10 protein-coding genes are annotated in these 14,599 nt (G+C 32.7%); 5 read left to right on the top strand and 5 right to left on the bottom strand.

All coding sequences use genetic code 11. The features are described from left to right. Positions 1 to 537 precede the first annotated feature (537 nt). The 5 genes from bioA to WFZ85_RS06855 all read right to left on the bottom strand — a co-directional run bounded on the left by bioA (position 538) and on the right by WFZ85_RS06855 (position 4,653). The gene (bioA, locus tag WFZ85_RS06875) at positions 538 to 1,809 is read right to left on the bottom strand and encodes an adenosylmethionine--8-amino-7-oxononanoate transaminase (protein WP_342695552.1); all 1,272 of its coding nucleotides are present in this window, start codon (positions 1,807 to 1,809) and stop codon (positions 538 to 540) included. A gap of 39 nt (positions 1,810 to 1,848) precedes the next feature. Continuing rightward, positions 1,849 to 2,466, bottom strand: a complete 618-nt coding sequence (gene bioD / locus WFZ85_RS06870; protein ID WP_342695551.1) for a dethiobiotin synthase — start codon at positions 2,464 to 2,466, stop codon at positions 1,849 to 1,851. An 89-nt stretch (positions 2,467 to 2,555) separates the two neighbouring features. Then, positions 2,556 to 2,966, bottom strand: a complete 411-nt coding sequence (locus tag WFZ85_RS06865; RefSeq protein WP_342695550.1) for a putative signal transducing protein — start codon at positions 2,964 to 2,966, stop codon at positions 2,556 to 2,558. A gap of 2 nt (positions 2,967 to 2,968) precedes the next feature. Continuing rightward, complete coding sequence (locus tag WFZ85_RS06860) at positions 2,969 to 4,129, bottom strand: aminotransferase class I/II-fold pyridoxal phosphate-dependent enzyme (protein ID WP_342695549.1); 1,161 nt, start codon at positions 4,127 to 4,129, stop codon at positions 2,969 to 2,971. Then, positions 4,126 to 4,653: a hypothetical protein gene (locus WFZ85_RS06855; protein WP_342695548.1), complete on the bottom strand. Its 528-nt coding sequence runs from the start codon at positions 4,651 to 4,653 to the stop codon at positions 4,126 to 4,128. The genes WFZ85_RS06860 and WFZ85_RS06855 overlap by 4 nt, the downstream gene beginning before the upstream one ends. A gap of 603 nt (positions 4,654 to 5,256) precedes the next feature. Between WFZ85_RS06855 and WFZ85_RS06850 the strand changes: the two genes are divergently transcribed. From WFZ85_RS06850 to WFZ85_RS06830, 5 genes are read left to right on the top strand one after another with little or no spacing between them, the layout of a single operon-like run. After that, entirely contained in the window at positions 5,257 to 5,703 is a 447-nt protein-coding gene (locus WFZ85_RS06850; protein ID WP_342695547.1) for a T9SS type A sorting domain-containing protein, read from the top strand. 3 nt (positions 5,704 to 5,706) lie between these two features. Then, complete coding sequence (locus WFZ85_RS06845; RefSeq protein WP_342695546.1) at positions 5,707 to 12,732, top strand: polymorphic toxin type 23 domain-containing protein; 7,026 nt, start codon at positions 5,707 to 5,709, stop codon at positions 12,730 to 12,732. Next, on the top strand, positions 12,726 to 13,223 hold the full coding sequence (locus tag WFZ85_RS06840) for a hypothetical protein (protein ID WP_342695545.1): 498 nt from the start codon (positions 12,726 to 12,728) through the stop codon (positions 13,221 to 13,223). Before WFZ85_RS06845 ends, WFZ85_RS06840 begins: the two co-directional genes overlap by 7 nt. A gap of 12 nt (positions 13,224 to 13,235) precedes the next feature. Beyond that, positions 13,236 to 14,024 (top strand): hypothetical protein, encoded by a 789-nt coding sequence (locus tag WFZ85_RS06835; RefSeq protein ID WP_342695544.1) that lies wholly within the window; start codon positions 13,236 to 13,238, stop codon positions 14,022 to 14,024. An 11-nt stretch (positions 14,025 to 14,035) separates the two neighbouring features. Continuing rightward, a complete protein-coding gene (locus WFZ85_RS06830; protein ID WP_342695543.1) occupies positions 14,036 to 14,590 on the top strand; it encodes an outer membrane beta-barrel protein in 555 nt (184 codons plus the stop codon). The last annotated feature ends 9 nt before the right edge of the window (positions 14,591 to 14,599 follow it).

Raw genomic sequence — 14,599 nt, 5'->3', positions numbered from 1 at the left:
GTTTTTTACAAAATGGCACACGGATAAAACGGATTTAAGCAGATAAGCGCGGATTTTTAAAAAATTAATTCATTTAATTTCTCTGTGAATCTCTGAGAAATCTTCGTGTGGCGCTGTGTAACTATTTTGCTCCCCAAAGGTCGCAAAGTTTTTTACAAAATGGCACACGGATAAAACGGATTTAAGCAGATAAGCGCGGATTTTTAAAAAATTAATTCATTTAATTTCTCTGTGAATCTCTGAGAAATCTTCGTGTGGCGCTGTGTAACTATTTTGCTCCCCAAAGGTCGCAAAGTTTTTTGAAAAATGGCACACGGATAAAACGGATTTAAGCAGATAAGCGCGGATTTTTAAAACATTAATTCATTTAATTTCTCTGTGAATCTCTGAGAAATCTTCGTGTGGCTCTGTGTAACTATTTTGCTCCGCAAAGGTCGCAAAGTTTTTCGCAAAATAGCACACGGATAAAACAGATTTAAACAGATAAACGCAGATTTTTAATATATCGGTTTGATCCGTATAATCTGAGACTAAAATTTAAACCATTTCAACGGCTTGCTCCACAATTGCATACACTTTGTTGAGTTGTTCTTCGGTTATGATATAAGGCGGAAGTATATAAACAATATTGCCAACTGGACGCAGAATTACTCCATTGGCAATAAAGAAATTATAAAGTTTGTTGCGCATCGTACCATAATAACTTTCCTGGGTTTCGGTTATGATTTCTAGCGCGAAGATGACACCGAGGACTCTGGTTGTTTTTACTTTGGGATGCTGTTGTATTTTCTCCTGAAAAACCAAATGTTTTTGATGTATTCGTTGGATATTGTCTTGCATTTCTTGGGTTTCCAATACCGCAATACTAGCCAATGCTGCCGCACAACCTGTAGGGTTTGCTGTGAATGTATGTCCGTGAAAAAGGGCTTTGTTAACATCGTCATGATAAAATCCGTCAAATATTTCTTGAGTAAACGACGTGATAGCCATCGGGATCGTACCGCCAGTCAACGCTTTTGACAAGCATAGCATATCGGGTTTATTGACCAAATAATCACTGGCGAAGGTCTTACCCGTTTTGCCAAAACCCGTCATGACTTCATCGGCTATTGTAAATACTTTATGTTTTTGGCAAAGTGAAATCATTTGGTCTAAAACTTCTGCCGAATACATCACCATTCCAGCTGCACCTTGACATAGTGGCTCAAAGATAAAAGCGGCAAAATCTCCCGTTGCAATTAAACTTTCTATTGCTGTCAAACTATTGGTTTCATTTCCTTTTGTCGGCACAGGAATACGAACCACTTCGAGCAACGACCCTTTGAAAGCTTCGGTAAAAAAAGTAATGCCACTCGATGCCATCGCCCCGAAAGTGTCACCATGAAAAGCGTCTTCAAACGCAATGACTTTTGTTTTAATTATCCCTTGATTATAATTGTACTGTAAAGCGGCTTTTAACGCCACTTCAACTGCCGTAGAACCATTGTCAGAAAAGAACAATTTTTTTTGATTTTGGGGCAAGATAGTCAGTAACTTTTCGGCTAATTCCACCGCGGGTTTATTGGTAAAACCGCCAAAAAGTACGTGTTCCAAAGTGGTTAATTGCTTGTAAATAGCATCGGCAATCGTTTTATTAGAATGTCCATAAGGATTCACCCACCAAGAAGCAATGGCATCGATATATTCTTTACCGTTTTCATCCCATAGCAAAGCGCCATCGCCCTTGACAATAGCAGGCAACAAACCCGTAGTTTTGTGTTGCGTATAAGGATGCCAGTTGTAGAGTTGGTCTTTTTCGGATAGGTTCATTAGATTTCTGATTGTTGAAGCACTATGTTTGATTTCAGATTAGAGACTTAATAGATTTTCTCTGAATTTATCAGCATAGTATCGCGTAACATTGGCATCAAAATAAGGTTCGTTGTCAATACGTCCAATGAATTTGGCTTTAGTTTTACTCAAGATAATTGCCTCAGTGGCTTTATTTTCATCTCCCGAAAAAATAATCCCTGCTATGCTAATTCCTCTGCTTTTCAAGGCTTCAAAAGTCAATAACGTATGATTGATACTGCCCAAATAATGACGAGAAACAACAATAACTTTATACTCTTTTTGAATTAGATCAATAACACAATCCGTATCATTCAAAGGAACCAAAACGCCACCTGCACCTTCAATAACGAGATGATTAGTAGTCATTGGCTCTTTAATTTGTTTTAAATCAATAGTGATATCATCTACTGCCGCAGCATAGTGTGGACTTGCTGGCGTGTTCAATGCATAAGCGTTGGGATGAAAAACCGACTTAGTGTTGGAGACTTGAGCCTTCACTTTATGACTGTCTGAATGGTCTAAATCTCCTGCTTGTATGGGTTTCCAATAATCGGCTTCTAATGCTTCGGTTACTATGGCTGACGCTACTGTTTTGCCCACGTCAGTTCCAATTCCTGTGATGAATAATTTCATAATTTTTATTTAACCGCAAAGTTCGCAAAGTTTTTCGCAAAGCACGCAAGGATTTTTATCAAAATGAGGGGTTCAGTATTGTAGTTTTTCTAATTAAACTCAAATTTACATGTATTGCATTTGTATTTATATCGCGCCACAAAAGGAAAAATAGCCGTCACAATGAATAAAGCATAAGATATAAAAGACTTCCAATCTTTGATAGAAGTAACCAAATCTATTGTTGTTGCACTACATTTTGGACATTGTATCGGTTGATTTTCGTCTTCAACAGAATACAGGCTGACTTCTCCTAAAATATCGTTGGCTCTTTCAAAATCTTCTGTTTTCACAAACAATTTTACACCACCAACAGCATTACTATAAAGCGGATTAGAATCGACTATATTGTTATCTCGCAAAAAAACCTCAATTCCTTGGCTCTCTAATTTACCTTGGAAAATAATAGCTTCGCTTGTGTATTGAAATCGTCGTAGTAATTTAAATTTTTCTTCTTCCATAGTTAGAATACAAAGGTACTCAACAACTGTAAAACTTCTGTGATTTCTGTTTCTGAATTATAGCTATGCAAACAAAAACGTAATCGTTCTTGACCTTCGGGAACAGTTGGAGACAAAATAGGTTTTACATCAAATCCTTTTTCTTGCAGTTGCTTGGCGATATTTTTCACGCTTTCATTTCCCGGAATAATGGCACATTGAATGGCCGATTTGCTATAAACAAACAATGGTTTTAATCCCAATCGGTTTTTCTCCTGATTGAAGTGAGTGATATTGTTTTTTAATGCGTTTAATGCGTTTTGCTCAACTTCTAATTGCTTGTAGGCAACCAAAATAGTAGCAACAGAATGAGGAGAAAGTCCTGTTGTATAAATGAAACTTCGGGCAAAGTTGACCAAATAGCTATTTAATTCAGAACTACCTAAAATAGCTGCACCATGACAACCCAATCCTTTTCCGAAAGTCATAATGCGGGCAAAGACTTTGTCTTGAAAACCTAAACTTTGCACGACTCCTTCGCCTCGCTCACCAAAAACACCCAACGCATGTGCTTCATCCACTACTAAATACGTCTTGTATTTTTCGGATAGCGCCACTAATTCTTCAAAGTTGGGACAATCGCCATCCATAGAAAATACACTTTCGGTAACGATGAAAATTGTTTCGGGTTGAGCGTTTCGGGTTTCGGGTTGTTGGAATTTTATGATTAATTTTTCTAATTCTTCTAAATCGTTATGCTGAAACTTAAAACTCTTGGCATGGCTCATTTGAATTCCATCACGAATAGAAGCATGACACAGTTCATCGTATAGAATAACATCATTTCGTTGAGGAACTGAACCAAAGAAACCAACATTAGCATCATAACCCGAATTGAAAATTAAAGCGGTTTCCGATTGATGAAAATTAGCTATAAACGTTTCTGTGGTATGATATAAAGAATGATTTCCCGAAAGCAATCTGGAACCCGTTGCTCCGTTTATTTTGATATTGTTGTCTAAAAGATACTGATGGGTTGCATTGAAAATGGTTTCACTATGAGCAAAACCTAGGTAATCATTGGAAGCAAAATCAATTAAACCTTTTGAAACCGGTAACGTGCGAAGTGCTTTATTCGCTTCGCGTTGCTCGAGTTTAGTTTTAAGTGATTTTGGGAGTTTCATATGGTTTCTTTTTCAATCCATTTGTAGTTTCCTTTTTCGGTAGCGTCTAATAAATTGATATTTAGCTTTATGGCAGCCAGTATGCCAAATTGAATCGCGGGTTCCTTTTCGTTAAACGTGTACATTTTGTAATGTTTGTTTCCTAAATACCAAAGGTTAACTTCATATTTGTATTCATCAATCTTAAATACAGAAATATATTCAAGTTCAGGGAGCGCTTTAATTACTTTTCTCGAAAATGGACCGACCATATAAATTGAAACTAATTTTTCTTTATCCAAATCAATTAGAATATTTTTTGTTATTGAAAAAGAAACACCACCCGCAAAACAAAATGCTGCAATTTCAATTATTCCTGCTATTCCTTTTGGTTTTACATTATCCAACTCAACCTTGCTAAATAGAAGACAAAGTAAATACAGCATATAAATCATAAATGAAAAAAACAATGACGCTACTATAACTCTCCACAATGGCAACTTGCCTTGTGAAACAATCAATTCGTATTCGTTATCATTTTCCATTATCCAAAAATAAAAAAAGCCCAACAATAATGTTGAGTTTTCTCAGTTTTTTAATCTTAATATTTGTTATGCTACGTTCTTCTTTTTTAAAATGACAATAGAAGATATTTCACCTTCGAATGACATTACAGCAAAGCTCGAAGCGACGAAACAATGACAACAGGTCTAGGACTCCAGAGGTATAACAACTTGGTGTTTATAATATCATTAAAACTGTATCGATTATTTTATTTTAATTTTGTTAATATAATTTAAAAAATCTTTTTTTTCTTACTAATTTATTGTTAAGTTTGTTACGGAATTTTTTCAATCTACCCGAATTGGATTGAAATTTGAAATTAATAGTACGCTGAAACATTAGATTGAGTGGCTTAATAAAGATTTTAGATTATTTCCTAAAATAAATGAAAATGTACAATTTTTGCTTACCTATAAATTAACAAGTGATATATAGTTTTGAGCAATGAATTAAAAATTTATAGAAAGCTATCATTTTTGACCGTTATCGTGTTTCATTTGTTCCTTATGGAAAAATAAAGAAACTATTAAAATTACTACCGAGGATAAAGAAATTAACCTAACTACTTAATAATTCACTTTACTATGAAAAAATTACTATTTACCTTTTTTTGTTTTTATGGGCTATTGTCGAATGCCCAAAAAATTCGTTTTGAATATGATGCAGCAGGAAATCAAATTCAAAGAAGATGGTGTATAACTTGTTTTTCAAGGAATGCACAAGAAGATTACAAAGATATTTCTAATCTAGAAGATACAGATTTGCAAAAGTTTTTCCCCGAGGATGTCATCTCTTATTATCCTAATCCAGTTAAAGAAGAATTATTTTTAAAGTGGGAATTGATAAATGAAAATAAAGTTTCAAGTATTGATGTATTCACTTTGAATGGACAAGTATTGAAATCTATAAAAGAAAATTTATCACAAAATTCACTTGTAATATCATTTCAAGATTATCCTACAGGAATTTATTTTTTAAATTTGAATTATACTAATGGCGATCAAAAATCTATAAAAATTGTTAAAAATTAAACCATGAAAAAGATAGTATTATTTTATTTTTTATTAAATTCCGTTGTTTCGTTTTCACAAGAAGATGTTTTTGGTAATTCTCCTGTGCATGGAATTATACCAATAAAAAGAGGTGATATACAAGAAAAAAGCGTTATAGCAAATAGAAATGCAACAACCATCTCTAATGCAACCCCAAGTACTCCAACTGGTAATTCAACAGAAGTGGGTGTTACTGAAGGACAACTTTCGGTGTCTTTAACAGGTGGAGCGACTTACAATATACCTATTGCTGTTCCGCCTGGTATTAATGGTATAGTGCCACAAGTATCTTTAAGTTATAATAGTCAAGGAGGAAATGGTTTGGCTGGTTATGGATGGAATATCTCAGGAGTTTCTGTAATTACAAGAATTCCAACTACTAAATTTCACGATAATATTATTGATGGTGTTGATTTTAATAGTTTAGATAGATTTGCCCTTGATGGACAACGATTAATAGTAAAAAATGGAACGACTGGTGTTTATGGAGCCAATGGAACAGTTTATGAAACAGAAAGTTTTTCAAATGTTCAAATTACATCCTATGGAGTACATCCAAGTGGTGCCAATTATGGTCCTGCCTATTTTATTGTGCAATATCCAGACGGTTCTATAGCTCACTATGGTAATTCTACCACCTCAAGATCATTAACAGACTGGGCAATAACATATTGGCAAAACCCTCAAGGAGTAAGAATTTCATATAATTATGTTTTGTCAAATAATAATTTATCAATTAGTACTGTTAGCTATGGAACCAGATTAACAACCACTCCTATCAATGAGATATCTTTTGTTTATAAAAATAGAACAAGACAAGAACAAGCATATATTGGAGGGCAATCTTTTGTAAGAAGTACTATTTTAAGTGAAATCAGGGTTAAAGGACATAATATTGGTTTTAGAAATTATCTTCTTTCTCATGAAGCAACCTCACTAGGCTATGAAAGGTTGAAAAGTATTACTGAAAAAAGTGGCGATAACACAAAAAGTTTTAATCCAACAGTTTTTAACTACGAAACAACTATTGAAGACATAGCTTTCAATACAAATTCAGCAACATTATCAATTGGTAATATTAGGTCTGACAATTCAGCTACTGTTCAAGGTGATTTTGATGGTGATGGCAATATGGATATTATTCTTTATCCTACAACTGGGGCCAATTCTAATAAGAAGTATTGGCTTTTTAGCGACATACAGGGAACGGGATTAAATATTGGAAGTGAGCACAATGTTGGCACTTTTACGGAAATATTTCCAACATCGTGGTTGAGCTGGAACAATAAATTAATGCCCATGCAGGGTTGGTGTGTTATACAGCATAATACAAGCTCTAATTTAACTTCTTTCAAGAATTATTCAACGGGTATTGCTAACCCCATTTATTTCCAATATGAAAAAACATATCAATTTCCTAAAATAACTTATAGCTATTGGAAGTATCCTTGTGGCAATGGTGGCGGGACTAATCCTATTTTAGACCCGGGAACGGGAGACCCAATCGATCCAATTGTTACAGAACCTACATGGACTGAAATAGTAAGAGAAATACCTAAAGAATACGCAAGTGGTGATTTTAATGGTGATGGATTAACAGACGTTTTAATCATTGAAAAATCACTTACCTATTCTATACAAAATTATTGCACTTCATCAACACAATCGTATAGTGGGGGTAAAGTTTATTTTTTTGATTTAGATAGACGATTAACAACTAACACTCCCATTGTTGCAGGTTATTTTCAGACTACAAACAATTCAAAATTTATTACAGCAGATTTTAATGGTGATGGAAAAACTGATATTTTTATTTTTGATGATAATATTTGCAGAGTTTATACTTTAAACAATAGCAACAATATAATATTAATAACTACAATTAATTCTACAAATATTAACTTATCAAAACCTATATTAATGGGAGATTATAATGGTGATGGAAAAGCTGATTTTATGATTCCTAAAGTGCATGAAAGTAACCTATTTACAAAATATATTTCAATAGGTAATAATGTAGCATATACCGAATTTGATACAGGATTTCCATATTTACCAAATTTTTATGATGGAAATGCAAGTACCATTCAACAAATTATCCCTAACGATTTTAATAATGATGGAAAAACAGATTTTATAATTACAAGATGCAGATATGTTCATTCTGGTGCCGCTAATTGGGTCAATCAAAATAGATTTATATCTGTTAGATATTTTGCTAACAAAGGCACAACTTTTGAGTCATCAATGTTTACAGTAAAACAAGATAATACTGGTATAAATCATTTTCCTATTCCAGTTTCGCTTTCTTTTGATAAAGAAAACTCAAATAAGCAAATTAGTTTTATTTCCAACAACAATATTTATAGTGCTTTGTCCCCTAAAGATAACGTTATTGATACTTCACTTAAAGAAATTATTCTTGGTAATGGCGTTAAAGAAGTAATTTCTTACCAGCCCTTGAATAACGATGATCTTTCATACGATAACGCTTTTTTTCCATCAACATCCACAGAAAATTATCCAAATTTTGATATTAAAGTTGCAAATAATTTCAGAATTGTTTCAAAATTAGAGCAAGTTACTGCTACACAATATAAACAACAAAAGTTAAAATATTATGGAGCAGTATCAAATGTGGAAGGATTAGGGTTTTTAGGATTTAGAGGTTTGGCAAGAACTAATTGGTTTAATGATGATAATCCTGTAATTTCCTCAGTATCAAAACACGATATTACAAAAAGAGGTGCTGCTATTGAAACATTTTCTGTTTTAGGGGAAACCTTTGGTAATTTTACGAACTATTCTCCTTCTAGTTTTATAAATAAAACGAATATGACTTATGTAGATCAATTGCTATCTAACAAGGTTTATAAAATTAATAATACAGTTACAATTTCATCAAATGGCTTAGAGGTAACTTCAAAAGAAGTTACAACAACTTACGACACTAATAACAACCCACTCACAACAACTTCTTTATCTAAAAATGGAACAACCACAGAGAGAACAGAGGTTGTGAATATAGAATATTTTCCATCTACAACAAGTCCTACTTATGTAATTGGTAGATTAAAAAAGAAAAATTCTTCAGTAACACATAACGGAGACACCATGACTGGTGAAGAAATTTACACCTATAATACCGCTCATTTGGTTTCTAACATACAGAAAAAAGGGCATTTGACTAACTATTTAACGGAAGATAATAGTATTTATGATGTTTTTGGAAACATAAGACAAAAGAAAATTACAGCAGTAGGATTAACACCCAGAATTACTAATTTTACTTATGATCCGACGGGTAGATTTTTGATGTCAAGTACTGATATAGAAGGCCTAGTAACTTCTTACACTTATAATACAAGTAATGGACTACTTTTAACTGAAACGCTACCTTCAAATGCGGGTTATCCATTAATTACTACATACGGATATGATGTTTGGGGTAAGAAAATAAAAGAGACTGATTATTTAGGTAAAAATTTAAATCTATCGTATTCATGGCTAAGTGCTGGTTTAAGTGGTAATTTTGTGCTAAGTACCTCTGGTGATGACAACTCTTCAACTTTTAGTTGGTATGATGATTTAGGTAGAAAAATTGCTGAAGGATTTAGAACAATTAATGATGCGAGTAGCTCAGAATCAAATAATAGTTGGAAAACTTTTGAGTATGATATTTATGATAGAGAGAGAAAATCTTACGAACCACAACTATCACTACTCCCTCAGTGGTCTGGTTTATTCAGTACAACTACATATGATTTTTATGGAAGAACTACACAAGTTGTAGAGCATACAGGTAAAACTTCAAATATTAATTATGATGGTTTAACTACTACTGCCAGCGATGGCGTGAGCAATGCCACTGTAATTAAAAATTCATTAGGAAACATTGTTTCAAAGACCGATAATGGTGGTACCATTAACTACCAATATTATGCCAATGGAAATTTGAAACAATCTAATTTTGGCGGGGTAATAGTTGCTGTAGAACAAGATGGTTGGGGCAGAAAAACAAAATTAATTGATCCAAGTGCAGGTACTTATGAATATCAGTACAATGAATTTGGGGAAATGAAAAAAGAAATTACTCCTAAGGGTGAAACTTCATATACAATTGACAATTTTGGAAAAGTTACAGTAAAAACAATTCAAGGTACAGGCGGAGACCCAACAAATACTAAAACTACTTATACCTACAATCCAACAACGAAGTTATTAACCAATACCAGATATGATGACTTTGCTGGAGGTTTTTATACTTTATATTCCTATGGATATGACAATTACAAAAGAATAAACTTCAATGATGAAAGTGGTTTTAATGCCTATTACCAAAGAGCTACTTTTTTTGATGCTTTTGGAAGACCAGAAAAAGAACTATATACAGCTGTAAACACATCTGATAATAAACGTTCTGATAAATGGGTAAAAAACACCTATAAAAATGGACATCATTGGCAAATTTTAGACGATGCTACTAATCAAGTGTTGTGGCAAACCTCAAAAGTTAATGCTCGTGGTCAACTAACTAATGGAAATTATGGTAACGGTATTTCAGTTACTAATACCTATGACCAATATGGTCTCCCAACTCAATTCAAACACGATAAGACAACTTCCCCTGCTGTTAATATAATGACTCTAAATACTGTTTTTGAGACACAAAGAGGGAATTTGACCAGTAGGTATAATAGTATGTTTGATTATCAAGAAAATTTTACCTATGATAATTTAGACCGATTAACTAATTGGAAAGAAACTGGAGATTTACTATCAAACCATACATTTAGTACGACTTCTACTGAAGGTTTTCAATCTGTTGCAGGAGCAACATTAAGTTTAACTAATGGTGGACTTTTAACCACAGCGATTGGACAAGGTAAAGGGACTGAAAAACTAGTACTTTCTAACTCCGTTTCGGGTAAAACCATCAATGTAAAGGGTGTTTTTCAAAATTATTCTACTGCAAACGGTACCATTCTTAATTTACGTATTTATGAGAAAAACATAAGTACAGGAATTGTAGTAAGTACTTCATCAATCCCTATAACACCTGGCAATTTTTCATACGCTAAAACCATTGTTAATTCGGGCTGTAATGTATTTGTAAAATTAGATATTAGCAATCCAAATGTATCAAATGCATCAATGTCCTTTCATTTAGATAATATTACTTTTACACTTAGCGTTGATGACTTTCAATCGTATGACACTCTTGGAAGAATTAATGAAAATAATGTTGGTACTTATAACTACACCAATATAAATCAAGCTAATTCTGTTCCAAAACATTTTCAAAATAGTTCAATTATTACTAAACCTGATTATCAAAATTATTATCAAAATAGGGCTAATTTAGACATTACTTATAATGCTTTTAAAAGTCCTATTGATATAATTGAAGAAGGAAAAGACAAAATTAGTTTTATTTACAATATGAACAACAGCCGTTCTACTATGTATTATGGCAGTTTAGAAACCAATAAATTATCAAGAAGATTTAGAAAACATTATTCGGCAGATGGAACTATGGAGATTAAGCAGGATATGGTTAATGGTACTGTTGAATTTATAACTTATATAGGAGGTGATGGCTATACTGCACCAGTAATATTGAAAAGCGACGGTACTACTCAACAATACATGTATCTCCACAGAGATTATTTAGGAAGTATAGTTGCGGTTACTAACCAAGCAGGCGCAGTGGTTGAAAAACGATTATTTGATGCATGGGGAAATATCAAAAGAATACAAGACGGTGCTGGAAATAATTTAACTAAATTAACCGTCATAGAAAGAGGATATACTGGGCACGAACATTTACAAGGGGTTGTTTTAATCCACATGAATGGTCGATTGTATGACCCTGTGATTCATAGATTTTTACAGCCTGATAATTTTATTTCAGACCCACAAAATACGCAAGCATTTAACAGATATAGTTATGTGTTAAATAATCCATTAAAATATTCTGATGCTAGTGGAGAATTACCAGTTTTAGTTGTTGCAGCAATTGTAGGTGCAATAGCTGGCGGAGCAGGTTATATTGCTCATGCCATTCAGACAGGAAATTGGTCTTGGGGTGGTTTCGGTATGGCTGTTGTTGGAGGTGCTGCAGTTGGTGCTTTAACTGGTGGTCTTGGAGGTGCAAGTGCAACATGCGTCACATTAAGTGCAGCGGGTAATGCCGCCGCATCATCTTTTGTTGCTGCATTTTTCCCAGCAATAAGTGTTCCTGTAGGTGATTGGAGTTTTAGTATTTCTCCTTCTATTGCTTTTGGTAATGCTTCTGGAGCTGGCGTTAGTTTTGGAGTGAGCTATAGCGATGGTGATTGGAGTTTTTCAGGTGGTGTAGGTATTATGTCTTATGGCAATTATAATGGCTTCGGAGCTAACTCTAATGAAATTAGATACTCTATATTGGCAAATTATGATGATGGCAAAACTGGATTTAGTTTAGGTACAAATTTTTGGAGGGGTTCTGCTGGAAGTGATGGAAATAATTTAAACCAAAGAACTGGAGTAATTGGATTTCACAGTAATGATTTTAATGTTATGTATGAAAACGATGGAGGTTTTGGAATGGATCAATTACAATTAGGTGATAAAGGAGATAGTTATAGAACTGCGGCACTAAATTTATCGATTGGAGATTTTACTGCAGGATTTAATTTGATGACAGGCTATAGAGGAAGAGATAACCAAGAATATGAAAATGAAAATATGAAAATTGGTAAAAATTGGAAATTTGGAACTCAAGATCAATATGGAGCAAAATTTCCTAGAGGTTATGTTCATGAAACTGGAAACAAATATCGTTTAGGAGCATTAAGTGTTGGTTATAAAGGATATAGAGTTGGTATCAATAGTGAACGTATTAGACATGCAATTCAAGATAAGGCAATACATGGAATAATTGGAGATGCTGGTTTTCAAAATACATCTTGGAATGTTAAAGGTTATTTTCAACACAAAACTCCAAATATTTTTACATCATGGTAAAGCATGTTATATTAATTGTTTTATTATTACAAATAAGTTGTTCTACTAAGAAAAATGAGTTTAATCAGTACAGATATAAAATTTCACGATTTACGATAAAACCATTAGAAAATTTAGAACTTTATAAAGTAATCGATACATCATCTATTTATATTCTAACTAATATTTATAACTTTGGCAAACAAGATATTAACATCCCCCAAGCATTAAAATTTTATAAGAATGGTAGAATTGCTAAGTTTAAAAACAGTAAATATAATTCGATAGAATTATTAAATCCTAAAAGAGCAGAAATGGGTTTTTATAAATTATATAAAAATGAATTAGAAATTGAATTTATGTCTAATTCTGCTCAATCTGGGAATTTTTTAGTTAAGAAAAAAATTATGATAAACAAAGATACAATTACTAGTTTTTATGGGGATTTTAAATATGAATATATAAAATATAAGTTACCTGATAACTATTTAATTTATTCACCTGACTGGTAAAATTTTAACATTATGAAAAATACAATTTATATTCTGATTTTATCTTTACTGATGACAAACTGCTCATCAGAAAGTAATGATAATGAAAACAGTAACCCATTTTCAATAAATCTTACACCATCAGTAACCAGTGTAGTTGTTGATCAAGCATTTACTATATCGATAAGTGCTACTGAAGAAATCAAAGAATTATGGGTATCTACTGATAATTTTGCTACGGGAGGTTATGCTCAAAGACAGTTTGGTACAAGTTATATATTGAACTTTAATTTTGATACACTAGGGCAAAAAACGATTTCGGTTAGAGCTAAAAATCAAAATAATGTGGTTTCAGAAAAGCAAGTGGTAATTTCGGTTTCAAGAGGAAATGCACTAAAAATAAATGGTGTACAAGTAATTTCTTTTTATGGAATAAATACCACTTATGACTCTGAATTTCCAGCAACAAATCCAAACCATTTAGCCGATTTGCGTTTTGGACTCTCAAAAAACAAATTAGGTAATCCATTAGACAATATTTATAGTCCGACTTATTGGTATCTATCAAATGTAATTGATAATCAAGGCAGCATGACTTGGGATTGTAGTAATGATAATTTATATCTAAATCCGAATGCACCATTAAAATTTGGTTTGGTTGATATTGATAATGGCATTGCAGGAGCCGATTTATTAAATGGTCCTCCAGATTACAGGGAAATAAGTTTTACCAATTATTTAGTAACCAAACCCACTACAATAACTTATACCTTTCCTGAAATAAATCTGGAATTCAAGGTGTTTGTAGAATGGGCAAATTAAAAATAATAATCATGAAGAAAATAACAACTTTAGTTTTTGTAGTACTGTGTTCCATTTGTTATGGACAAGAAAAAACAGTAAAAAAGTTTCAGTTAGGAGTTTCCTATTCTTTAACTAATGATGATGAGATTTTTAAAAATCCATTTAGTGGATTTGCTAATTATCAAGTTAAGCAATGGGACAATTTAGACATCAATGCAGGTTTAAAAGTTTATTATTTTAGTTCAAAAGAAAGTACTAACTTTTCTAATAAATTGGGATTTAATCCGAATATTTCATCTTCCTATTATTTTGCAAAAAATAAACTAAATGCAAATGTAGCTATTGGTTATTACTTTGATTCTTTTACATCAACTCCTACTATTACCGGGATTATTGTAAGTCCAGAACGAGATATAAAAACCAATGGAATAACTTTAGCGCCAGGAATAAAATATTTTTTTCATCCTAATATATTTATTGATGCTAATGCAACTTTTTTAGTAGCTAAAACAAAAGATGATTTTTATAAAGACACCACAGGAAACAATACGTTTATAAATTTAGGATTGGGAGTAGCGTTCTAAAGAATACTA

The sequence above is a fragment of the Flavobacterium aureirubrum genome, assembly GCF_038739835.1.
Classification (GTDB): Bacteria; Bacteroidota; Bacteroidia; order Flavobacteriales; family Flavobacteriaceae; genus Flavobacterium; species Flavobacterium aureirubrum.
Note: the sequence above shows the minus strand (reverse complement) of the source record. Positions and strands in the feature narration are given on the sequence as shown.